This window comes from Natrialba asiatica DSM 12278, assembly GCF_000337555.1.
Taxonomy (GTDB): Archaea; Halobacteriota; Halobacteria; order Halobacteriales; family Natrialbaceae; genus Natrialba; species Natrialba asiatica.
Genome location: NZ_AOIO01000003.1, coordinates 154,711 through 178,791, shown reverse-complemented (window position 1 = coordinate 178,791; position 24,081 = coordinate 154,711). Strand labels below are relative to the sequence as shown.

18 protein-coding genes and 1 pseudogene are annotated in these 24,081 nt (G+C 62.2%); 11 read left to right on the top strand and 8 right to left on the bottom strand.

Annotated elements, in window-relative coordinates:
- Nucleotides 1-474: 474 nt before the first annotated feature.
- The 5 genes from folP to C481_RS00735 all read left to right on the top strand — a co-directional run bounded on the left by folP (nucleotide 475) and on the right by C481_RS00735 (nucleotide 6,977).
- A complete protein-coding gene (gene folP / locus C481_RS00755) occupies nucleotides 475-1,317 on the top strand; it encodes a dihydropteroate synthase (protein WP_006106829.1) in 843 nt (280 codons plus the stop codon).
- Nucleotides 1,318-1,632: 315 nt separating this feature from the next.
- On the top strand, nucleotides 1,633-2,676 hold the full coding sequence (locus tag C481_RS00750; protein ID WP_006106828.1) for a daunorubicin resistance protein DrrA family ABC transporter ATP-binding protein: 1,044 nt from the start codon (nucleotides 1,633-1,635) through the stop codon (nucleotides 2,674-2,676).
- Nucleotides 2,673-3,443 carry an ABC transporter permease gene (locus C481_RS00745; protein ID WP_006106827.1) on the top strand — a complete coding sequence of 257 codons (771 nt, stop codon included), beginning with the start codon at nucleotides 2,673-2,675 and terminating at the stop codon, nucleotides 3,441-3,443. The genes C481_RS00750 and C481_RS00745 overlap by 4 nt, the downstream gene beginning before the upstream one ends.
- A 310-nt stretch (nucleotides 3,444-3,753) precedes the next feature.
- Nucleotides 3,754-5,775 carry an AAA family ATPase gene (locus C481_RS00740; RefSeq protein WP_241434609.1) on the top strand — a complete coding sequence of 674 codons (2,022 nt, stop codon included), beginning with the start codon at nucleotides 3,754-3,756 and terminating at the stop codon, nucleotides 5,773-5,775.
- Nucleotides 5,776-5,867: 92 nt separating this feature from the next.
- Nucleotides 5,868-6,977, top strand: coding sequence for a DUF1616 domain-containing protein (locus tag C481_RS00735; protein ID WP_006106825.1), 1,110 nt, complete (start codon nucleotides 5,868-5,870; stop codon nucleotides 6,975-6,977).
- A 129-nt stretch (nucleotides 6,978-7,106) separates the two neighbouring features.
- Here the strand turns inward: C481_RS00735 and C481_RS00730 are convergent, their stop codons facing one another.
- The 3 genes from C481_RS00730 to C481_RS00720 form a co-directional block, all read right to left on the bottom strand.
- Nucleotides 7,107-8,948 (bottom strand): hypothetical protein, encoded by a 1,842-nt coding sequence (locus C481_RS00730; RefSeq protein ID WP_006106824.1) that lies wholly within the window; start codon nucleotides 8,946-8,948, stop codon nucleotides 7,107-7,109.
- A 454-nt stretch (nucleotides 8,949-9,402) separates the two neighbouring features.
- The gene (locus tag C481_RS00725) at nucleotides 9,403-10,941 is read right to left on the bottom strand and encodes an oligosaccharide flippase family protein (RefSeq protein ID WP_006106823.1); all 1,539 of its coding nucleotides are present in this window, start codon (nucleotides 10,939-10,941) and stop codon (nucleotides 9,403-9,405) included.
- A gap of 83 nt (nucleotides 10,942-11,024) precedes the next feature.
- Nucleotides 11,025-12,179, bottom strand: coding sequence for a glycosyltransferase (locus tag C481_RS00720; protein WP_006106822.1), 1,155 nt, complete (start codon nucleotides 12,177-12,179; stop codon nucleotides 11,025-11,027).
- 298 nt (nucleotides 12,180-12,477) lie between these two features.
- Here C481_RS00720 and C481_RS00715 point away from each other — a divergent pair, with 298 nt between their 5' ends.
- The 5 genes from C481_RS00715 (at nucleotide 12,478) to C481_RS00695 (ending at nucleotide 18,467) form a co-directional block, all read left to right on the top strand.
- Nucleotides 12,478-13,662: a glycosyltransferase family 4 protein gene (locus C481_RS00715; RefSeq protein ID WP_006106821.1), complete on the top strand. Its 1,185-nt coding sequence runs from the start codon at nucleotides 12,478-12,480 to the stop codon at nucleotides 13,660-13,662.
- 85 nt (nucleotides 13,663-13,747) lie between these two features.
- Nucleotides 13,748-14,827, top strand: a complete 1,080-nt coding sequence (wecB, locus tag C481_RS00710) for a non-hydrolyzing UDP-N-acetylglucosamine 2-epimerase (protein ID WP_006106820.1) — start codon at nucleotides 13,748-13,750, stop codon at nucleotides 14,825-14,827.
- Between the two features lie 67 nt (nucleotides 14,828-14,894).
- On the top strand, nucleotides 14,895-15,812 hold the full coding sequence (locus tag C481_RS00705) for an NAD-dependent epimerase/dehydratase family protein (RefSeq protein ID WP_006106819.1): 918 nt from the start codon (nucleotides 14,895-14,897) through the stop codon (nucleotides 15,810-15,812).
- Complete coding sequence (locus C481_RS00700) at nucleotides 15,799-17,085, top strand: nucleotide sugar dehydrogenase (RefSeq protein WP_006106818.1); 1,287 nt, start codon at nucleotides 15,799-15,801, stop codon at nucleotides 17,083-17,085. The genes C481_RS00705 and C481_RS00700 overlap by 14 nt, the downstream gene beginning before the upstream one ends.
- A gap of 11 nt (nucleotides 17,086-17,096) precedes the next feature.
- On the top strand, nucleotides 17,097-18,467 hold the full coding sequence (locus C481_RS00695) for a glycosyltransferase family 4 protein (protein WP_006106817.1): 1,371 nt from the start codon (nucleotides 17,097-17,099) through the stop codon (nucleotides 18,465-18,467).
- Between the two features lie 57 nt (nucleotides 18,468-18,524).
- Here C481_RS00695 and C481_RS00690 read toward each other — a convergent pair whose 3' ends face one another.
- From C481_RS00690 to C481_RS00670, 5 genes and pseudogenes are all read right to left on the bottom strand, one after another.
- Nucleotides 18,525-19,181, bottom strand: a complete 657-nt coding sequence (locus C481_RS00690) for a class I SAM-dependent methyltransferase (protein ID WP_006106816.1) — start codon at nucleotides 19,179-19,181, stop codon at nucleotides 18,525-18,527.
- Between the two features lie 130 nt (nucleotides 19,182-19,311).
- Nucleotides 19,312-20,352 (bottom strand): glycosyltransferase family 2 protein, encoded by a 1,041-nt coding sequence (locus C481_RS00685; protein WP_006106815.1) that lies wholly within the window; start codon nucleotides 20,350-20,352, stop codon nucleotides 19,312-19,314.
- Nucleotides 20,352-21,314, bottom strand: a complete 963-nt coding sequence (locus C481_RS00680; protein ID WP_006106814.1) for an NAD-dependent epimerase/dehydratase family protein — start codon at nucleotides 21,312-21,314, stop codon at nucleotides 20,352-20,354. Before C481_RS00680 ends, C481_RS00685 begins: the two co-directional genes overlap by 1 nt.
- A 169-nt stretch (nucleotides 21,315-21,483) precedes the next feature.
- Entirely contained in the window at nucleotides 21,484-22,482 is a 999-nt protein-coding gene (locus tag C481_RS00675) for an NAD-dependent epimerase/dehydratase family protein (protein ID WP_006106813.1), read from the bottom strand.
- 3 nt (nucleotides 22,483-22,485) lie between these two features.
- Nucleotides 22,486-23,659 (bottom strand): annotated as a pseudogene (locus tag C481_RS00670) (NAD-dependent epimerase/dehydratase family protein).
- A 176-nt stretch (nucleotides 23,660-23,835) separates the two neighbouring features.
- On the opposite strand from C481_RS00670, the gene C481_RS22030 reads away from it, so the two are divergent.
- On the top strand, nucleotides 23,836-23,982 hold the full coding sequence (locus C481_RS22030; RefSeq protein ID WP_169331449.1) for a hypothetical protein: 147 nt from the start codon (nucleotides 23,836-23,838) through the stop codon (nucleotides 23,980-23,982).
- Nucleotides 23,983-24,081 lie beyond the last annotated feature (99 nt).

The following is a 24,081-nucleotide window of genomic DNA, read 5'->3' as shown; positions in this document are numbered from 1 at the left end:
TCGCAATACAATCTCGAACTTCATAGTTTCCGTTCCATTGAAAGTGATATATTTACGTTATTTATATATTTTGTATAGAAGACACACCGGTGAGAATATGGCCATTCGTTTCGCCTCTCGTATACTGTGAACACCGAAGTCACTCGTCATCCCGAACCGAGACCGTTTTCGACAACCGGTATCTACGCCGAGATAGAGACGAGTTCACGCCGCTGCTCTCGAAGCGATCGCCTGTGACGGGACGGATCGTCGCAGCGAAGCGACGACCGACACACGGCGCAAGCGGTCCCCGACAACTGAACTCGTACTGGAGAAGGAGGGGAATGCCACGAGTGATCCGTCGGTTGAACGCGTTTCCCAATAATAATACTACCAATGATATGAATACAGAGCTGACAATATGGTCGTTACCTTGACGGATGCGAGCGAATCCATCGCACTTATCCTCGTCAATCATCGAGGGACAGTATCGACATGACTTCGACGCAGGCAGTGGGTCGGACGCCCAAAACGCAGGTGATGGGTATTCTGAACGTAACGCCGGATTCGTTCTCCGATGGAGGCAGCTACACTGCGGTTTCGGACGCGATCGCACGCGCCCGAGAAATCGACGAAGCGGGAGCGGCTATCATCGACATCGGTGGCGAAAGCACTCGTCCTGGTGCCGATCCCGTTTCGATTGACGAGGAACTCTCGCGCGTCGCTCCCGTCGTCGAGCGGATTGTCGACGATCCCGATATCGAGGCGACGATCTCCGTCGATACGTACAAACCGGCGGTCGCCGAGGCGGCCCTCGACGCCGGTGCCGACATCATCAACGACCAGAACGGACTCGACGATCCCGAGATGCGATCGCTCGTCGCGTCCCGAGATTGTACGGTCGTTCTCATGGATGCGGTCAATATCCCCGTCGAGCCCGAGTTCACCCCAGCCGCCGACGATATCGTTGCTGCGGTTTGCGAGCGTCTGGAGGAACGCGTCGAACGAGCTCGAAGCGCGGGTGTTGCCGACGATCAGCTGGTTCTCGATCCCGGGGTCGGATTCGCGACGGGCCCGGGCGACGATCTCGAACTCATCGCTCGAACCGACGAGTTCAGCGCGCTCGGCTATCCGGTTCTCGTTGGCGCGTCACGCAAGTCGTTCACGAACGAAATCGTCGAGCAGCCGCCACAGGAACGGATTGCGCCGAGTCTCGCTGCTCACCTCGTCGCCGCGGAACGCGGCGCGGATATCGTTCGCGTTCACGATGTCGCGGAAACGGTGTCCGCCCTCCGTACGGCGGAAGCGCTGTGGGACCGTCGACCCGGCGCTCGCTGATCCCGCTGTGATGTGTTTGAATCGTGGTAAACGATCGAATCACTAACGAGTCTTTCACTTTTCACTCCGGACGAACGCGTCGGAACTCGGTTTCGCGCTATCCGCCCCTGTCGCCGTGTACTGGGAGGATGCCCTTTCCACCATTATTCACGGGAAAATAAGGCGAATGCCACGGAGTTTACCCTCGAGGCACTTGGCTTGCACCCCTGTAGCGTCTCTCATCTCTCTTTGCACACCACGTCGCCAACTTTCCTATAAACTCTCCAATGACTACTTATGTATTGAACAGCTAATTAGGAGTACCAACATACTATCATGGTTGCGATACAGGTTGAGCGCTTGTCCAAGACGTTCGGGGAGACGACTGCAGTCGACGACCTCTCCTTTCGCGTCGATGACGGTGAACTGTTCGGGTTGCTCGGTCCAAACGGCGCAGGGAAGTCGACGCTCATCAACATGCTCGTCACCCTCCTTCGTCCGTCATCGGGGACCGCAACCGTCAACGGCCACGATATCATCGAAGAAACCGCGGCCGTTCGCAACAGCCTCGGGATCGTCTTTCAGGAACCGGCGCTGGACGAGGAGTTGACCGGTGAGGAGAACCTGACGTTCCACGCGCAACTGTACGGACAGCATAAAGCCGACCGCGAAGAGCGCATCGACGAGGTGTTCGAACTCGTCGGCCTGGAGGCGGAACGCGACGATCCCGTCGGGTCTTACTCCGGTGGGATGAAACGCCGCCTCGAAATCGGCCGTGGACTGTTGCACGAACCGTCGGTACTCTTCCTCGACGAGCCGACGGTCGGGCTTGACGCACGGACGCGGAGAGACACGTGGGAGTACATCCAGCGAATGAACGACGAGGCCGGGGTTTCCATCGTTCTGACGACCCACTATATCGAGGAAGCGGAACAGCTCTGTGACCGCGTCGCCGTCGTCGATGACGGTGAAATCGCGGCCATCGATACGCCCTCCGCCCTCAAGGACTCGCTCGGTGGTGATGTCGTGATCTTGGAGGTCGACGGGCCACTGTCATCGTTCTGCAGTCGATTGGATGCCTGTCCGTGGGTCATGGAGTACGCCACCAGTCCAGCCCAGGTACGGATCACGGTAGAGCACGGAGAGACTCGTATCGCCGATCTCGTTCGACTAGCCGATGAGACTGGCGTTGCAATCGCGTCCGTCGATATTCACAAACCGAATCTCGAAACCGTCTTTCTTTCGCTGACCGGCGCAACGATTGCGGAACGCGAGTCGAACACGCCCAGCGATGCGAACGATAGCGCTCTTGAGGGTACTCGATCGTCGAAGACGGCCGATCAACGCGCATCGACGACATCCGTGGAGGATGACGAATGAACTTCATCGACCCGCGAAGCATTTATGCGCTCTGGCGGCGCGATGTCACGCGGTTCGTACGGACGCCCTCTCGAATCATCGGGTCCATCTCGATGCCGCTTTTGTTCCTCGTATTCTTGGGATTTGGCTTTAGCGATGCCGCTATTCCCGGGTTGCCGGCGGATGTCGACTATCTCCAGTATCTCGTCCCCGGAATGGTGGGGTTTACGATGCTGTTTGGCTCGTCGTTTGCCGGGCTTTCGATCCTCTCCGATCAGGACGTCGGCTTCCTGAAGGAGATTCTGGTCGCCCCTGTGAGTCGCACGTCCATCGTTCTCGGACGGATCGCCGGTGGATCCACGACGGCTCTCGTGCAGGCGTTGCTTATTCTCGTCCTGTCAGTTCCGCTCGGATTTCGATTCGACAGTCTACTCTTGTTACCGCTCGCGGCGGTTTTTCTCGTGCTCATCGCGGTTACGTTCGTCGGATTTGGGGTAGCACTCGCCTCGCAGTTTAGCGATAGTGAGGGATTCGGACTGATCATCCAGTTCGTCATCTTTCCACTCTTCTTCCTTTCGGGCGCGCTCTACCCGGTCGAGAGCCTTCCGGACCCGGTTCAGATACTCGCGTTCATGAATCCGCTGACGTACGGTGTTGACGGATTGCGAGCGGTGTTAGTCGGCTCCGCAGCGTATCCGCTTTTCCTCGATTTCGGTGCACTCGTCGTTTCGTCGGTGCTGATGGTCGCCATCGGAACGTATCTCTTCGAACGCGTTGAAGCAGTCTGAGTCATATTTTATCTACTGTTCCACAACATGAAAATAACGCGCATGGCTTACTTCCGACTCGATCCTCCGCCGGTATTCAGACCATAGTATCCACACCTGTCGTTGTACGAGATTGTTTCGTCGTCCCACTGATAATCACTATCGAAAACGAAAACAATAGCTTTTAGGTATCAGCGTAGTGGGCACGGGCGTGAGTCGTCTCGATACACGCACTCTCCTCTGTGGCTTTCTCGTGATCGCGTTCACAATCGGTTCTACCGGCCTTGCTGGAGCAACGATCGCCGCTCACGCAGACACACAGACGGGCTTGATGGGATCCACCCCGCAGGCACAGTTTGCACAGAACGAAGCCGACAGTGCGGATAACGACACGGTCCGCCATGAAAATCCCAACGAGTACAGGGAGTCCGGAAATCCGGCGCAACTCGAAACGTGGCTGATGGACCGAATGGTCGAAAACATCGACGAGAGCGCCGTCCAACTCGAGGACGGAAACTACGACCGTGCCGGTCGGTACGTCGGGGACGAATACGATGCGTACCTCGATCAGTACCTCGACGTTGCCGGCCAAACGGAAGGCGAGGATCACGCCGAACTGTTCGAGGCCATACGCGAAGACCAGAGTCAGATAACCGATGCGGCACAACGGTATCAGGAACTCAGAGACGAGTACGAGCGAGCACGAGACGCCGGTGACGAGGCTCGCGCTCGCGAACTCGCACGTGAACTCGACAGCGTCGCGACTACTGCGACCGAGACGGGGACGCAGTTGCGTGATCAGTACGACGAACTCGAGGAGTCGACCGACGCGAACCTCTCGGAGTCAGAGCGCTCGATAGAGACGGTTACCGAGGACATTCGATCGTCCCAGGAGACGATTCGGGGAGAGCAGTTCGTCGCAACCGGACTCTCGGTCGACGCCGACCGCGAGGAAATCTCGTTCCTCGAACCGCTCACCGGTACGGGGCGGTTGCGAACGGCCGAGGGAGAGCCCGTCGGAAACCGACCGATCGAACTCGAGATCGGAAACGGCTCCGTGCGGACCGAAACGGACGCCGATGGCGCGTTCGAGTTCGAATACCGACCGGTCGAGGAACCGCTGACGACCGAGGAACTCGAAATCGAATACGCGCCCGCCAACGAATCGATCTACCTCGGCAGCACGACGAGCGTTCCGGTTTCGATCAGTCAGACGGACCCGAGCGTTACGGATCTCGAAACGCCGGCTGCGGTCACCTATAACGACACCGCGGCCGTCTCCGGAACGCTCGTCGTCGACGACGTTCCCGTAGACAACGCGTCGCTCGCGGTAACGTTCGGTGGCGAGCGGATCGAAACCACCGAAACGACGAACGGATCGTTCGATGTCGATGTTACCGTTCCGGCGGGAGTTCCCGCCGGCGAGCGCGAGTTCGGCGTTCGCCTCGAACACGAGGATCGCGCCCTCGCCGCCACACCGGTAACGAATCAAGTAACCGTTCGCGAAACCGACAGTGAGCTTTCGGTGACGGCGACGCGAACGGCTGCCGACGGACGGATGGTCGACGTCAACGGAACGCTGGAGACGGGAGGTGGCGAGGGCGTTGCCGGTGAGGCGGTGCGAGTCGACGTGGACGGGACGACGGTCGAGACCGTATCGACGGACGAGAACGGAGCGTTCGGGCTCACGGCGACGCTCCCGACGGGAAGCGAGGACGTCGAGGTCGTTGCGACATACGACGGCTCGGAATCGAACGTCGCGTCCGCGACCGCGAGAACGACGACGGGCTCGACGGCCGTCGCGAGACTGTGGGGACGACTGCCGATGTGGGCGCGGATCGGCATCGGTATCGGGGTGCTCGCTACGCTCTGTGCCGTCGTCTGGTGGCGGCGATTCCGTCCTGCGGGCCCGGCGGATACCGCGGCACGAGAGCGCTCGACGTCGGACGACGGAGCCGCACCCTCGGTCGCCGATCGCTCGCGGGTGGAGATTGCCCGTTCGCTGCTCGAACACGGTCGCGAGTGTCTCGCGGACGGACGGCCCGAACAGGCCGTTGAGATGGGTTATGCAGCCGTTCGGCACGCCCTTTCCGGCCGCGAGACCGCGAGTTCAGCGCTGACCCACTGGGAGTTTTACCGGAACTGGCAACGCGGGCGAGACGCGGCGTCCGTCGATGGCGAGGACGATTCGGCGCTCCTTCGCACCGTGATCGAACGCTACGAACAGACGACGTTCGGCGTGGCGGACGTGTCTCGCGAGGAGGCGGAGGTCGTCCTCGAGTCGGCGACACGATTGTGCGAGATGGGATCGTCGCCGTCTACCGAATCCACACGGACGGGCGGGGACGCGTAGTCGGTATCCGGTTCTTACGATCGTTCGTACCGGGGCTCGGTAGTGGTTCGCACCGGCTAACTTTCTCCATTGCTGGTTGTTGCTCGATACGAATGAGCGGAGTCGGTACGTTGTGGCGAATCCTTCCGCGCCCGATCCGCGAACTACCGGCGGATCTGGTCGGAACCTGTATGATCGTCGTTGCGACCACCCTTGCGGTGTTTCTCCCGATACTCGAGGAGACGCCGGTCAGAGTTCCGCTGGGGCTTGCGTTCGTGCTGTTCGTACCCGGGTACGCGCTGGTGTCGGCGTTGTTTCCTCGCGGATGCGACGCTCGGCGATCCGGATCCAGGTTCGGATTCGGGTCCAGGGATAACGGTGAGGAACCGCATCCGGACGACTCGCTCTTCTCGCGGCCACTGGAAACCTCGCTTACCGGCGGTGAACGTTGCGTCCTCTCGCTCGCGCTGAGCGTGTCGGTCGTGCCGCTGGTCGGCCTGGTCTTGTACTTCGGTTTGGGAACGGTAGCCGCCCGACCGCTCGTCGGTGCGCTCAGTGCGATTACGCTCGTCGCAACGCTTATCGGGGCGAAGCGACGGCATGCACTCCCCCCTGCCGAGCGTTTTCAGCCCCCCGTCGACCGGTGGATCAACGCCGTTCGCGACCCGGCGTCCGCCGTGGAATCGCGGCCCGCCGCGGCGATCCACATCTCCGTCGCGATCGTCCTCCTCTTGGCCGTAAGCAGCATCGGATACGCCGTCGTGGGTCCTCAAACTGGCGAGCAGTTCTCGGAAGTCTCCATCCTCACGGAGACGAACGACGGCGAACTCGTCGCCGGTAACTACCCGACGTCGTTCGATGGTGGAGAGAATCGCGAACTCGTATTTACCGTCGAGAACCGGGAACGACGGACCGTCGGCTACACCGTGGTCGTCGTCGAACAGGCCGTCGAGAACGACTCGGTCGTCGAACAGCGTGAACTGAATCGGTTCGAAACGGAACTCGAACACGGTCGGACGTGGAACCACACTCACGACGTACAGCCGACCGTGTCCGGGGAGACCGTTCGTCTCGCCTGGCTCGTCTATCTCGATGGAGACGTGCCAGAGTCGCCATCGCTCGAGAACGCCGAGTATTCGACTCATCGGTGGATCGAGGTGTCGACTCCGGAGGAACCCGAGGAAGGTGGCGGAGGGGGAACGGAAGCGGATGAGGACGGGTAGCGTAGCGGTTCACGTCGGCGATCGGCGCGGTATTCGGTGGCTGTATCCGATAGCTGTATCTGGTATCCGTCTTCGACAGTTGTACCGGTATCCGTCTCCAGTACCCCCTCCAGTATCTAGAACCCAGTGTCAGTCCGACACCGACCCCGTTCCCGACGAGTTCGGCTCGACGAGCCAGACGGTGAACCGTCCGTTGTCGTATAGTCGACTGACCGCCGGGTCGTCCGTCAACTGCTCGAGATCCGACGCCGAGTAGGACCGAATCTCGTCTCGTCTGTCGGGAGGCTGGGAGGCTGCCCACTCGAGATCCGCCGTTTTGGTGACGAGGTACGTTTCGTTCTCGTAGACGGCCGCCATCGAGTCGGCGTCGTCGTAGCCCAACCGGTTCGGAAGTTGGTAGGCGTCTACCGATCGGTGGAACTGTCGGTCTTCGGGCGTCGATCGAGAAACACCGTCGAAGTACCGCTGGATGTTTTCGGACATTCGGAACGCTCGCGTCTCCGGTGCCGTCTGGTGGTGATCGTGTTGCCACTCCGCGCCCGCCATCGTCGCGTGCGTGACGTGACTGTTGTCCTCGTAGGTGACTGCGCCGGCTAACAGAGCGGTTCCGAGAACGGTCAGGCAGAGCCCTCCGAGTGCTAGAGTCACGCCGATACGTTTCCATCCTTCCGTATTCGGTCGCTGCGAGGCGAGTCCGGCGATCGCGAGTCCGAGCAGGAAGATCGCTCCGACGAGGGTGTAATTGTTGAGCCGGACGATGTTGCGCGAGAGGACCTGCGAGACGATCAGGAGCAGTGCAACGCCGACGCCGGCACTGAACTGGGCGGCAAAGAGCAGTTCGAGAGGGCTTCCGCGATGACGGAGACGGCGGATTGCGATCACGGCGGCGATAATCGCACTGACGCCGGCGTACAGGACGACGGTCCCCCACTCGAGAACGAGAAATTCCCAGACCAGTTCTTGAATCGAATAGCTGGTCTGCTGTGCGTCACCCGCGTATCCTACAGCCCCCCCGTCGACATCACGAGTGACCGCTCGAGCGAGGAAGCGGGTTATGTGACCGATCGAAAGGTACCAAAACACGCCGGGGATCAAGATGACGAACGGAAGACGGTACGTGACGGCGTAGGTGCCGTGATCGCGGTCTCGTCTCCCGGTCCGATTCCGACGCCGCTGCAGCACTCGCCGAAGCGAGGGGGCGACGATCAGCGCGTAGAGAGCGAGCGAAAGCGCGGTCACGAGGGCCGTCACCGGATGGTAGAACACGAGCACGGTTCCACAGATCAGTATCGAGCCGAAAATACCCTCGTGACCGGAGCGCCGCCGCCGCGCCCACCGATGCGTAAGCGCCAGGAGGAGCGGAAGAAACGGCAGGGCGAACAACCACGGCAGGGTCATGAGGTGGTTCAAGACGAACACGAGCGGAAGCGCCGCCCCCAGTGTTGCGAGGCCACCGCGAGGGCCGAAAAACGCGCGCCCGGCGAGGTAGCACGCGCCGGCGAACAACGCGAAGAACCCCAATGCAATGATCGGCTGGAGTTCGCGCATCGGCAGACCGGTCACGGTTACGAGGGCCGTATACAGGAGGTGTGTCGCCGGGTATCCCGTTTCGGGAAGCAACCCGTTCTCGAGAACGTCCCGAACGATTCCGAAGTGATACAGCGCGTCGGACATCGGCGTTCCGTAGATGTAGTACCCGCGAAACAGCGGGAGCGCGAAGAAGACGCCGTACGCGCTCGCGACGATCGCGAGTCCGTGCTGCCAGCCGCGTTCACCGGTGATGACCGACCGGAACAGCGATCCGAGCCCGGCGACCAGCGCCAGCGCAAATCCGGCCCACGCCCACAGGGGATAGGCGTCGTAGACCGACACCTCGTACCCCGCCGCAGGCGGTGTCGCCACTACCCCGACGATGAACGCGAGCGCGCCGAGAACGCCGAGACCGGGACCGAGCCACCATCGATCGCCCATCGATACTATGTCCGGTGACTATCGTCTCCGGTAAAAACGTATCCCCACAATCACAGCCTACTGCGACCCGTGCAGCAAATATCACGCGATGAAACGGCTCACTCCAGATAGCCGAGTTCGGCGAGATTCTCCGTGACGGTTTCCGACAGTTCAGCATCGCGCTCGAGCGCCGCCGATCCGCCGCCGCGCTCTTCGGCCAGTCGCCGGTCGAATTCGTCCAGCCGGTCGTGGAGGTCGTCGGGAACGGCGGGTCTCGCCTACGGTTCGCGTTCGTCGCAGCACATCTCGTATCCGTGGTTCGTGGATTTGCGGTCCACAGAAGCTACGGACACACGGGAGGCTTTCACAGGCACTATAGACACACAGTCGAGCTGTAGTTTCGACGTACGGCTATCGCGAGTCGCCCGGCGTAGCGACTGTCGGTATCGGGACCCGGGATCACAACCCGACCGGTTCAGCCGTCCCGGTCGGTCGATCGAAGCGACTCCGCCACACGCTCGGGGAGGACGGCGATGATCGATTCCGCCGGAAGCGGACTTAGTGAGGCGAGTTGCTGCACTTCGCCGCGGCGAACGGCACCGGTCGCAAGCGCGGCCGACACGAACGCCAGCGCGCCGATCGGCGGAACGACGGCGAGCGACAGAAGCTCCGATTGGAGCACGTACGGCAGGCCGATGATCGGGACGGCCGCGAGCAGCGTCGTCGCGACGGTGCGGCCGATCCGGATGTCGATCAGGGGATCGAACCCGAGCCGTCGAGCTGTCCAGACGTGAAGACCGAACATCGAGCCGTAGGAGACGCTGGTCGCGACCGCAGCGCCGCTCGTTCCGAATCGGGGGATGAGCGCGACGTTCAACGCGACGTTCATCGCGGCCGCCGCGGCCGTGACGGCGACCAGCAGCCGGAGGTTATCCTGCCCCTGATTGATCGCGAGTACCGGGCGAGCGACCGCGAATCCGAGCGCTCCCGGCAACAACAACAACAGCGGCATCACGGCCGCGTCGAACTCGGGACCGAAGTACAGCGTAAGGAACGGTTCGGCGAGACCGGCGACGCCAAGTACGAGCAACACGGTACAAAGCAGCGTATATCTAACCGCGCGGCTTCCGATCTCGCTGAGCCGATCGTATCGCTCCTCGATCCACAGATTCGAGGTCGAGTGCAAAAGCGTAAGCTGAACCGCGATCGGCACGAACCACAGGAACTCGGCGACGACGAGGGCGGCGCGGTAGAATCCGGTTGCGGAATCCCCCGCCAGAAAGCGAAGCAGGATGATATCGAGGTGATAGAGCGAAAGCAAGAGGAACGTTAGCGTCATGGTGGAGACGCTGTATGTTGCGAGGCGTTTGCGCGGAACTGTTTCGGGAGTTCGGCGTCCGATCTTCGACAGGTCGATCCGCCGCGAGACGAGTGCGAGCGCGACTCCGGCGGCGATGGCAGTCCCGAGCAGTCGACCGAGCAGGACGGTTGCAACGCTTCCCCCGACGACCGAGAGGAACGCGATAACGATTACAAAAAATAGCCGGTCGACGATCTTTAACGGCTCCGAGTAGGACTCGAGTTCGAGTCCCATGAGTCCGCTTCGTGCGATCCGGAGCGCGGCCCGTAGCGGGATAATACAGGCGAGCAGCAGAAAATAGATGGTGAACTCCGATCCGAGCGGCGAGACGAACGGAGAGCGAGAGAGGAGCAGGACGAGGACGACCATCCCCGCGGCGAGGACGGCGACCATTCGGAAATAGAACGCGAAAACGTGGTCCGTCCATCCGTCCTCGTCCCGGTCTTCGGCGATGTACTTGCGGATTCCGTTGAACGCGCCGGCGTACACGAAGACGAGGAGCCACTGGAGCGCCGAGAGCATGAACGAGTAATCGCCGTAGCCGCCGCTGCCCAGAAGTCGTGTGAGAAGCGGCGTGATGGTAACGGTGAGCATCAACACGCCGAGTTGCGAGCCGAAAACGGCGCTAAAGCTGCGGACGATTCGCCGACTCATCGAATTCGACCTCTAACTTGATTTCGACCTCGGCGGTCACTCGGCGACTTCCTCGGGTCAGTCGTCCTATCGATCATATATCCTTACCTCTGTCGTGTGCTGTCGTGCAGGATACGATGGTAACGGTCCCTGACGACCGGATAAGCGTGCTCTCGACGGATCGTTTCGCGTGCGGTGTCGCTGAGATCACCCAGATCGTCGCGCTCGAGAACGCGCGAAATCGTGCGATCGATGGCGGCCGAGTTCGTCTCGCGAAGGAGGACGCCGTCTTTGCCATCGGTGACGATATCGGGGACGCCACCGACGGGCGTGGCGACCGGAACGGTCCCGCAGGCCATCGCTTCGAGGAGGGCTTTAGGAACGCCTTCGGACTCGGACGGCAGTAGCAGAACTTTCGCGTCGTCGAGATAGGCCGGTAGCTCCTCGTGGTCGACCCAGCCGGTGAGCGTGACGTTGTCCGAGAGGTCGTGGCGCTCGACGACCGCTTCGACCTCCGGGAACAGCGATCCCGCTCCGATCAGCGTAACCCGAATGTCTGGGTTCGACTCGACGAGTTCCGGAAGCGTGCGCACGATACGGTCGACGCCTTTGACGGCCGCGAACCGGCCGACGAACACGACGTCGGTCGATCGCTCCTCGACTGGAGTTCGCTTCGCGAAGGCCGTACAGTCGATGTAGTTGAGATTTGCGGCCTGCGTCGTCGGCGAGAACGGCCAGGGCAGACCGGGTGTGTTCATCCGCTTCGAGAGTAAGAGAACATCGTCCGCCAGCGTGCACGTAACGCCCTCGACGAGCGCGATTGCTCGCCCAAACTGTCTCGTGAGGAATGTCTCTCCGTGTTGTGCGTAGAATCCGTCTTCGATGGAGCCAAGAACGAATACGAGCGTCTGGAGCCGGGCGAGTTTATTCGCGAGAAGCGGCAGCAGGAGCATGCTGCCACCGATGTGAAAGAAAACCGTCTCCGTTGTGTGTCGTCTTCGCCACAGAGCTGCTGCGATCCGGAGCTGGTAGCGAACGTAGGAGAGAACGCGTGATGGGACCGCACTTGAGGTCGGGCGCTCGACCGGAACCGGCTCGACGGCCGATCGATCGATATCGATGGTTTCGGGCCCGACGATCACAATGCGATCGGCCTCGCGTTCGTAGATATCCACGAAGTTGTGAACGGCCTCGTGGGCGGCGTGTGTTCGGTCCAGTTCGGAGGCAAGAAGAACGAGCGCTATTGAGCGCGAGGGCATCTGAATGCGCGTACCATCGCATACGTCTTAGTGTTTGATGACAAGTCGGTGACTGTCAGTCCGGTAGAACGGTTTCGGAACACGGAATTGCTAGAGACGGATACGTGCTCGGCCGCGAACGTTCTTCCCGGTACGGTATGAGTCCGGCCGCAGACGAGTTACTCATAGCGTAGACGGCCACCTCGTGGATAGCCACTCCTTAGCATCGTCTTTACGCGCCCGCTCTGCGTGTAAGCGACGAGTTCAGTCGCGCAACGACACCACACTTTATGCGCTCGGTGACGAACACGGATTCCGAATGCGTGTTCTCACCAGCCTCGCCGATCCGCGCGTCGGCGGCCCGCAGTTGCGGTCGTTGGCCGTGGCCGAAGGGCTTCGCGACCGCGGGATCGAAACGGTCTTTCACCTTCCGGACGGCGATGATGCGTTCGAAGCGATGGCGACTGACGCGGGATTCGACGTTATCAGACCCGGCCCGCCTCGATTACAGCCCCCGCGACGCGTCGCCGCGAACGCTCGGTTCGTCGCCGGATTGGGACCGGCCGTTCGCCGCGTGGCGTCGGCGATCGACCGGTACAGTATCGACGTCGTTCACGCAGGGATGACGCTCGCCGTTCCGGCCGCGCTCGCCGCTCGACGGTCGGGGACGCCCCTCGCCTGGTTCTTCAACGATACGGGGACCCCGTGGCCACTTAACCGCGGGGTCGCCCGCCTCGCCCGGGCGACGGCGGACGAACTCGCGCTCGCCGCGGACGCGGTACAGGATCACTTCTTCGACGGCTCGGTTTCGACGCGGACGGTCTACCCGCCCGTCGATACGGCCGAGTTCGATCCCGAAACGGAACCGAACGCTGGCCGGTCAGTTCGCAACGAACTCGGCGTCGCGGATGACGTGCCGATCGTCGGCACCGTCGCCAACATCAATCCGGTGAAGGGCTACGAGTACCTGCTGCGCGCCATCGCTCGCGTTCGCAACCGAGTCGGCTCCGTCGTCGTTCCGGTCGTCGGCAAACGACTCGAGTCGCGCGAGGCGTATTTCGATCGGCTGCGCTCGCTCCGGGCGCAACTCGGACTCGAAAACACCGTTCGGTTCCTCGGCCATCGGTCGGACGTTCCGCGACTGCTCGGTGCGTTCGACGTGTTCGTCCTGCCGTCGGTGCGGGAGGCCTGTCCGATCTCGGTACTCGAGGCGATGGCGATGCGGACCGGAATCGTCGCGACCCGGGTCGGCGGCGTGCCGGAACAGCTCGACGACGGCACCCACGGGTGGCTCGTCCCGCCGAAGGACCCCGACGCGCTCGCGACAGCGATCCTCGAGGCGCTCGCGTCGCCGGCGAAACGCCGCCGACGCGGGGCCGCCGCCCGCTCCCGCGCCGAGGCGCAGTTCTCCGTCGAGCGGTCCGTCGACCGCCACCGCGAGTTCTACGAGGCGGCGCGGTCGGAACTCGAACCGCATTCGGCCGAGCCGGTACGCGCTCGATAACATCCGCGAGCGACGCGAAAGTGCGGCGAAAGCCGCCCCTACGTGCGTGGATTCTTTATCTCGTACGTAGACGGGATTGTCAAGAATGCCCGCTCCACGCGTCGCGTTCGTCCTCGGAACTCGGCCGGAGATCATCAAGCTCTCGCCGCTCATTCGAGCGTGTCACAGACGGGAGATTCAACACACCGTCGTCCACACCGGCCAACACTACTCGGAGTCGCTCGATACGGTCTTCTTCGACCAACTCGAACTGCCCGCTCCGGACCACAACCTCGCCGTCGGCTCCGGAACCCACAGCGAACAGACCGCCGAGATGATTCTCGGCATCGCGGAGGTTCTTTCGGACGAGCAACCGACCGACGTGATCGTCCAGGGAGACACGAACTCAGCGCTCGCTGGCGCGATCGCGGCGAGCAAACGAAACACTGCGCTCGGACACGTCGAAGCGGGACTGCGGAGCTTCGACCGGGAGATGCCCGAAGAGATCAATCGAATCCTGGCCGATCACGCCGCCGATTCCCTGTTCGCACCGACCGGCGAAGCCGCGCGCCTGCTCGAAGCGGAAGGGATCGACGCGGACCGCATCACCGTCACCGGAAACACGATCGTCGACGCCGTCTCGCAGAACCTCGAACTCGCGACCCGAAAGAGCACGATTCTCGAGGAGTACGACCTCGAACCCGCCGAGTTCTATCTGCTTACCGCCCACCGCGAGGAGAACGTCGACGATCCGGATCGCTTCGCCGGTATCCTCGGCGGCGTCGGCGAGTTCGCGCGCCGTACCGACCGCACGGTTCTCTATCCGATCCACCCGCGCGCACGAGAGAACCTCGCAGCGTTCGACCTTTCGATTCCGCCGTCCGTTCGACTCGTTGATCCCCTGGGGTTTCTCGATTTTCTCGTCCTCGAATCCAGCGCGCGGCTCGTCATCACGGATTCGGGCGGCGTCCAGGAGGAGACGTGCATCTTGCAGACGCCGTGTCTCACCGTCCGCGACACCACCGAACGGCCCGAAACGATCGATGTTGGTGCGAACCGCCTCGTCGGAACCGAGTCGTCGACGATCCTCGCCGGCGCCGACGAGATGGTCTCCCGCGACGGTTCGTGGTCGAATCCGTTCGGCGACGGCACCGCCGCGGAACAGATTGTTGACAGTTTATTGTAGCGTTTCGTGATGGTTTGCTCCAGATACCGGCACAAACTAATTATCGGTGTTCGTCGTGGCCCGGTGTATGGCATCAGTGCTCGTTACTGGTGGACTCGGAGCCGTCGGCGCACCGCTCACAGCTGAACTCGAACGACGCGGCCACGACGTTTGGGTCGCCGACCTCCCGTGGAGCGAACGGGAACGGTACTATCGGTGTGACGTGAGCGAATACCGCCAGCTCGAACGGATCTTCGAGGACCGCGAGTTCGATTACGTCTATCACCTGGCCGCCGAGTTCGGTCGCAAGAACGGAGAGGACTTCTACGAGACGATGTGGACCTCGAACGCGATCGGAACGAAGAACGTCCTTCGGCTGCAAGCCGAGCACGATTTCCGGCTGGTGTTCTCCTCGAGTAGCGAAGTCTACGGCGATTACCCGGACGTGATGGAGGAGTCGGTCCCGCTCGAGGAGGGGCCCCGACAGCTCAACGACTACGCGATTTCGAAGTGGGTGAACGAACAGCAGATACTGAACGCCGCGGATCGACACGGTACCGAGTCGGTTCGGGTCCGATTTTTCAACACGTACGGCCCGGGCGAGCGCTACAGCGAGTACCGAAGCGTCGTCTGCAAGTTCTGCTACCGTGCGTTACACGACCTTCCGTACCACGTCTACGAGAATCACCACCGGTCGTTTACCTACATCGACGACACCGTGCGAACGCTTGCGAACGTCGTCGATTCGTTCCATCCCGGCGAAGTGTACAACATCGCCGGCACTGAGTACTACGACATCAAAGAACTCTCGGACGCGGTGCTCGGCTACCTCGGCAAGGACGACGAGGCGGTCGAATACCGCGGCACGGAAACCCACAACACCCTGGACAAGAAGGCGAGCATCGAGAAGTCGGTGCGCGATCTGGACCACGAACAGCGCGTCTCGCTCGAGGAGGGCGTCCCCCGAACGATCGACTGGATGCGTGAGTACTATGACATCGAGTGAGAACGAGAGCGACCTGAGCGGTCCGGAAGGCCCGGACGATCCAGCGCCCGACCCGGTCGAAGACATCGTCGTCATCGGCACCGGATTCATCGGCTTACCGCTCGCGTTGTTACTCGCCGACCACGGCAAGCGAGTCGTCGGCGTCGATATCGATCAGCATCTCGTCCGGGAGATCAACGACGGCACGCTCAACTTAGACGAGGACGAACTCCAGGACCTCCTGACGACGGGTCCCGTCGAACGGAACCTCGAAGCGCGAACCGAACCGACCGACGGCGACGCGTTCGTCATCTCGGTCCCGACCCCGCTAACCGAACCGAACAAGAGTCCCGACCTCTCCGCACTCGAAGCCGCTCTCGAGTCGATCCGGCCGTACCTCGAACCGGGCGATCTAATCAACGTCGAATCGACGATCCCGCCGCTGACCTGCGAGGAAACGATCGTCCCTTTCCTCAAAGAGGCGGGGTTCGAACCGGGTGCGGACATCCAACTCACCCACTCGCCCGAACGGATACTCCCCGGAAACGTGTTCGATGAACTCGTCGGAAACGATCGCGTCATCGGCGGCATCGATGAGACCAGTCGCCGACGGGCGGCGTCGATTTACGAACCCTTCCTGGAGGGGGAGATCTACTACACGGATCTGCTCTCCGCCGAACTCTGTAAGCTCATGGAGAACACGTTTCGCGACGTCAACGTGGCGCTCGCAAACGAGTTCGCGCTGATCGGCGAAGAACTCGACATCGACATGAGCGACGTGATCGAACTCGCGAACCGACACCCGCGGGTCGACATTCTCCAGCCCGGTATCGGCGTCGGTGGTCACTGCCTGCCGATCGATCCATGGTTCCTGAACGAGGTCGATCCGGAACACACGAATCTCATCACGAGCGCGCGACGAATCAACGACAAGATGCCGGCCGTTGCGACCCGAAAGATTCGGCGTGCGCTCGCGTCCCACGCAGACCCGACGGTCCTCGCGTTCGGTGCGGCGTACAAGCCGAGCGTCGACGACCGTCGGAACAGCCCCGCGATGCAGATCGTCGCCGACTTGCGCGGCGACGGCTACCGCGTACGCCACTACGACCGCTACGTCGACGAACTCGCCTACGACGATCTCCCGTCGGTTCTCGAACGCGAATCGCCCGACGTCGTCGTCCAACTGGTTCCGCACGAGAAAACGGTCGCTGCTCTCGAAGCGGAGCGAGCGCGCCTGATCGATACCGGCGTCGACGTCCTCCAGTTCGGCGTCGAAAACCCGATCGAACCCTGATCCGACAACGCATGTCAACAGCCACTGCACAGTCGAGACGAGTTCAAACGAACGACGAACTGAGCGACGCGAAAACGGAAACGGAGACGGGGGCTGAAACGGGGACCGAGACGGAATCGACGTCCGCCCTCGTCATCTCGCAACTGTTCCCCCCGGAGTCGATGGCCGGCGCGCACCGATGGGAGATGCTTCTCCGGAACGTCCCCGACAGCGTCGAGTCTCGCGTCATCTGCCCCCAGCCCTCGGTTCCCGTCGGCGAATTCGACCGGCGGTACAGCCTCTGGTCGAACGAGCGCGTCGGCGATGTTCCCGTCACGCGGCTGTTCACCTACCAGCCCGTCGAGGATCGGACGAACGTCGAGCGGATCCTCAACCACGTCATCTTCGCGGTGCTCGCGACCGTATACGTGCTCGTTCACGGCCGGAAGTACGACTGCGTCGTCGTCCAGATCGGGCCGCACACGACGCTCGTGCCCGGTCTCGCGGCGCTGGCGACCGGGCGCGGGCTCGTCGTCGACGTCTACGACCGCTGGCTCGAGAACGCGGTCGATTTCGGGTTCACCGACGAGCGGTCGCTCGCCTACCGACTGCTGCGGTGGATGGAGCGGATCGCGATCGAGCGCTGCGACCGGCTCATCGCCCTCACGCCGACGATGGCGTCACAGTACGTGGCGGAGTACGATATCGACGAAGACAGAATCGAGACGGTCCCGTTCGGCGTCGATGATGACCTCTTCGATCCGTCCGTCGCGACCGACGAGGAGCCGCGGATCATCTACACGGGCAAGCTCGGAGAGGGACAGGCCTTCGAGCCGTTCCTGCGCGGGTTCCGGCGCGCCGAGATCGATCACGAGCTCGTCGTCTACGGCTTCGGTGAACGCCGGGACGAACTCGAGGCGCTCGCGTCGCGGCTCGGTATCGACGACCGGGTCCGGATCAACGGGCCGATCCCTCGCGAGGAGATTCCGGCGCTGGTCGCGTCGTCGGCGATCAGTCTGGTGCCGCTGCAGACGGAGCACGCGCTCGATTACGCGCGGCCGACGAAGTTCCTCGAGACGATGGCCCTCGGTACGCCCTACGTCGCCAGCGCCGTCGCGGAGATCGAGTCCGTCACCGAGGCGACCGACGCCGGACTCGCCGTCGAGAACGATCCGGACGCCGTCGCGGCGGCGCTTCGCGACCTCGCGTCCGATCCGGACCGGCGGCGGGCGATGGGCGAGCGGGGAATCGCGTTCGTCGACCGACACCACCGCTGGGACGAGCTCGGCGACCGGGTCGGCGACCTCTTCTCGGCCATCGCGCGAGACCGCGAGCGCGCCGCCGAATCCGGGCTTCGCGCTCGGATCGCCCGAATCACGGCGGCAGTCGGCTCCCGCCCGTAGCTCGACCTCGATTTTCTCCGTCTCGTCCGACGAGGATAGCCGATCGTCGAGCGCGTCTTACGAATCGTCGCTGCGGGCGGCGACGACGGCGAGCGTGCTCTTACCGATGCGGTCCGGCAGGATGCGTTCGCACAGCCACCCGCCGATCTGGAGCGGATCCTCGAGCGTGGGGCTGCAGTCCCCGACGTACGTGACCTCGAGCGGTTCGAACCCGTATCGCTCGAGCAGCTGGGTCAGCGTCGTGACGTCAAACCAGCAGGTGTGATCGGTGTTGACGAACTCCTGGTCCAGCAGCCGAAGGCCGGTCCAATGGACCGCCATCGCGTTCGGCGTCGTGACGACGAGCTTGCCGCCGTCGGCGAGGTGATCGTCGATCGAGCGGAGCAGTCCGTCGAAGTCGACGAGGTGCTCGATCAGTTCGCCGATGACGATCACGTCGAACGTCTCCTCGAGCGCGAGGTCCTGTGCGTCGCCGTAGGTGACGTCGTAACCGTCCTCCGCGAGCGCCGCGAGTTCCTTGTCGAGGATGTCGATACCGAGTGCGTCGTCGGCCGACCGGACGACGAGTTCGTGCAACCACGCCTCGTCGTGTCGCTTGTCGGAATCGTGTGCGACGCAGCCGATGTCGAGGACGGACTCGTTCCTGACGTGGTCTTCGATGCAGCGTTCGAACGTCTTCGATACGTTTCGTTTGCGTGTTTCGTTTGCTCTCATGGATGGGAAGCGGTGATAGGGAGTCGTTCGTGAGCGTTATTCGGGGATGTCGGTATCGAATCTCGGGCCGTCGCGGCCCTCCGATCGACGGCCGCCGCGTCCGGTCGACGCGACGGCATTGCGGCGGGCGTCATCGCAGCCATGCGATCACGATGATGCGCGTCAGGCCGACCGCGAAGCCCAGCTTTGGTTTCTTCGTGTCGCCTTTCTTTCGGTCCTCGATCCTGATCGGAATCTCCTCGAGCCGGAGGCCGTTCTTTCGGGCTTCGATGATCAGTTCGGGCGCGCTGAATCGTCGTTCCGTGAGCGAGAGGTGCTCGAGCATCGAGCCGCGAATCGCGCGGTAGCCGTTCGTACAGTCGGTGATCTTCGCGTTCGTCAGCACGTTGATTACCGTCGTGAAAAATCGAATCCCCGAGCGTCGAACGAGTCCGTTCCCGGACCGGTTGACGCCGAGGTACCGCGATCCCATCACGTAATCCGCCTCGTTCGTGACGATCGGATCGACGAGCCGGTCGAGTTCGTCGGCCGGGTGCTGTCCGTCACCGTCCATCGTGATGACGATCGTAGCGTCGTTCTCGAGCGCGATATCGAAGCCGGTTTTGAGGGCTCCTCCTTGGCCCTGATTGATGGGGTGTTCGACGACCATCGCGCCGCACGCACGGGCATTTCGAGCGGTGTCGTCGGTCGAGCCGTCGGAGACGACGAGCGGTTGGACCTCGTATCCGCGGATCGTTTCGGGAAGCGACGAGACGACGTCGGTGATCGTCTCGCCCTCGTTGTAGGCGGGGATAACGACGAAGATGCATTCCGCGTCCGTGCCGCCGTCCGTCGCCGGTGCCCGCTCGACGGTGAGGGCCTGCGTCAGCTCGGACACCTCGTCGTGTACACCGTGGACGAGCGTCAACACGTAACACAGGAATCCGATGAAGACGATGTTTGCGAGCAGCGAGATCACGACGTAGCGGTGCTCGATGTCGAGTGCGACGCCGACGAAATCGAACGCGCCCGGCATGAACACGAACGAGAGCAGGCCGCTCGCGAGAATCCCTGCGATCAGAAGGTCGCTTCGCTCGAACCGGCGTCGGTATCGTTCGAATCCCCAGATGAGGATTCCGATCGCAAGAGCGACGAGCAGCGTGCTCAACGGGTCGATCGTAACTGGAAGCATTAGCGGGCGTTCGTTTCGATCAGCGAGCGGATCGTTTCGTCGACCGTCTCGATCGGATCCCAGCCGAGGACCTCGTGAGCTCGAGTCGTCTCGACCGGAAAGTCGTCGACGAGCGTTTCGTTCCCGCGCGGGTTTTCGGTGAGTTCGATTGACGCGTCGAACCCCGCTTGCGCCGCCGCATTCTCGCGGACGGTTTCTGCGATATCGAGCACGCTCGGATCCTCGTCACTGGCGATCGTGAACGTCTCTATCCCGGTCGAACCCTCGGCGAGATCCTCGAGAAGTACATCGGCGCTGTGAATGTACGCGCGAGCGACATCTTTCACGTGGACGAAATTGCGCGATTGAGTCCCCGGTTCGTAGACGGGCAGCGATTCGTTTTCGAGTGCCCGTTCCGCGAAGAAGTTGAGCACGGTCGCCTTCGTGACGACCCGTCCGTCGACGGTGTGCGTACCGTACAGGTTCGACTTGAGGAGGTGGTGCGCCGGGAACGAATCGGTCGCGAGTTCATCGATCAGCCGCTCGCCGATGACTTTCGTTCGGCCGTACCAGTTCAGGGGATCGCGCGGGTGATCGGCCGTGATCGGGAACTCCTGGGGGTCGCCGACGACGGCCATACTCGTCGGGAAGATCAACCCGGTGTTCGTCCGCCTGCAAAATCGAACGACGTGCCCGGTCCCGGTTACGTTTACGTCGTAGGTGAGTTCCGGATGCTCCGTGCAGTCCTCGATGCCGCTGATCGCGGCGAGGTGCATCACGATGTCGGCACCCTCCAGCGCGTCCCACAATCGGTCGCGGTTTCGAACGTCGACGTGCTCGACCGTCACGGAGCCGATCTCCCGAAGCGAGCCGCGATAGAAGTTGTCGAGCGCCGTCAGCTCCCAGTCGGGACGTTCGGACTGCAGTTGGGCGACGATGCGGCTCCCGATGTATCCAGCCGCGCCGGTGATCGCGACTCGCACCGGTTGCGCTGAACTCGTATTCCTCGCCGCTTCGCTTCCAGTTTTTCTCTCTGATTCCAGTCCCGACTCTAGCTCTGTCCCCGCCCCTGATCCCGTCCCAGCGGCCGTCTCTGTCTCCGTTTTCGTTTCCGTCATCGGTTCCGTCTTTGTCGGCGTGCGATCACTAGTATCAGGGGTCATTGTGACTCACCACCTGAGACGGTGCGGTCGTCGAAACGACGGTTGATGCGATGGGGTTGGGATCGCTCCGAAACCGTTCCGAAAGCTCTTGGATGCCGTCACGGAGCGTCCACTCCGGTTCGTACCCGGTTTCATCGAGTCGGTCGAACGAGACGTGATAGGACGGACCCGGCTGCTCGTCGCCGAGGAAGGTAATTTCGAGGTCGACCTCCAGTTCCTGGTCGATGATACGGGCGATATCCTTGATGCGGTAGTTCTGCTGCGTACTACCGACGTTGTAGCGGCTTTCGGACCATCGTTCGGGATGCATGGCCGCATGTTCGTACGAGCGGGCGGCATCGCGGACGTGAATGAACGGCCGCCAGTTCTTGCCGTCGCCGTATACCGTCAACGGTTGCGCGGTAAGTCCCTGGAACACGAAGCGGTTGACGACGAGGTTGAATCGGACGCCCGGCGCGTACCCGTAGTTCGTGCTCATCCGAAGCGAGGTCGCGGAAAAGCCGTGTTCGGCTGCCGCTTCATCCACGAGGCGCTCGGCTTCGAGTTTGGATTCGGCGTACGGATTGAGCGGATTCGGCGTCACCGTCTCGTCGATGTTCGTCCGCTCCGTCCGTCCGTAACTGTTACACGAGGAGGCAAAGACGACCGTTTCGACGCCGGCGACACCGGCCGCCTTTACGACGTTCTCGGTCCCGCCGACGTTAACCGCTCGCGTCTCCCGTCGCCGGTCGTGCGTGCTGTCCGCGCCAGTAATCGCCGCGAGGTGGATGACGCGGTCCACGTTTTCCATCGCGCTTTCAACAGCGGCTTCATCGCAAACGCTTCCGCGTTTGAACTCGACGTCGTCGGCGACACCGAGTAGTGCGCGCGGAGATCCGCCACTCAACGAATCGAGGACGACGACTTCTGAGACCCGCTCGTTTTCAACCAAGCGGCGGACGAGTACACTGCCGATGTAACCGCATCCGCCGGTGACGAGTACCCGCACGAGTCAGCCCTCGCTCAGGACGCTCGGGAGGAACCGATCTTCGTTCGCCGTGATGACCTCGTCGTGCTCCACCAGCCGCTCGAGTATCGATCGAACTCCCGTTTCGAACGTCGTCGACTGCCCGTCGATCAGTGCCCCGTATCGGTCGTTTTCGATCTCCATCTTGTGCGTTTCGTCCTCCGAACGAGGGTTCTCAACGTGTTCGACGGCGATGTCTAGTCCCAGTTCAGCGCCGACGCCGGCGATCGTTTCGGCCATCTCGACGATGCTAATGGCGCGCGTCACCTGATTGTAGACCGTGTGATCGGCGGGCCGTTCGGCCGGATCGGCGAGTGCGAGCCGAGCGAGCCCCTCGACGGCGTCTTCGAGCGCGATGAACGGTTTGCGCTGTTCGCCGCGTCCGTAGACGGTTAGCGGATAGCCCGCGACGGCCTGCGCACAGAAGCGATGGGCGACGACGCCGAAGTAGTAGTCGAAGTCGAACCGCGTCGCCAAGCGCGGATCGGCGGCCGTTTCCGTCGTTTCGACGCCGTACGTGATCGCGGTTCGAACGTCCGAGACGGGAATGTCGAACTGCTCGTGTGCCAACCGCATGTTCGCCGCGTCGTGAGCCTTCGTCAGATGGTACCACGACCCTGCCATCGCGGGGAAGGGAACCTCGTCGCGCTCGCCGCCGTGTTCCATCGTTGCCCCACCCTCGGGGATGGGGAACTCGGGCGCTCCGTACACCCCGGTCGTCGTCGTCTCGATGAAGTGCGTATCCTGGAGCCCGTGTTCCTCGAGCGACCATAATAGGTTCCGCGTCGCTTGCAGATTGTTGTGTTGGGTATCATTCGCCTGTTCGCGACTCACCTGCGAGTACGGCGCTGACGGCTGGGCCGCAGTGTGGACGATCGTCTCCGGTTCGTGGATCCGGATGAGTCGATCGACGAACGAACTCTCCGTGAGGTCCCCTTCGACGAACGAGACGTTTCGAGCGGCCGAGTTCGTCGCGAAGCGCCGCGAGTCGGTCGCTCATCGGTTCGACCGGCGTCGCGCTCGTTGCCCCAACGCTCTTGACCCAGTCTCGGCGAGCGAAGTTGTCAACGAGGATGAGTCGTTCATTCGTTCGGGACGCCAGCCGGACGGCGGTCGGCCATCCGATATAACCGTCCGCTCCAGTCAATAGGATTCCCATGCTGTGGTCCAACACTGATTCGGACACCAAGAAAAATGTACCCCTGGTAGGCCCGATTAACAGGTTTGCACGCGTGAGTTACTTCGAATTTATTCGCCGTTTCTAGAGCATAACGAGGTGATCACCCCCGCTAAAACGTGAACTTTATCACCAATGGTGTCCCCATGTGGTTTCGAATGGACGATCGTTGCGTCTCCGACGACGACCAAGAGACAGACGAACAGCGCGAAGAACAAGAGGGATGGTTACCCGATACGATTCCGGACGGTGCCGGCTGCGTCGAAATCTGGGACCGGCTTCATGATGTGCGCGACGAGGAGTGATGAACGCCCCGACAGGCGCGAGACGACCGACCAACTGGACGAGAGTAAGTCTGCACGGCGCTCGATGCCGTCCGGCCCTCGTCGATCCGTCGGTCGGCG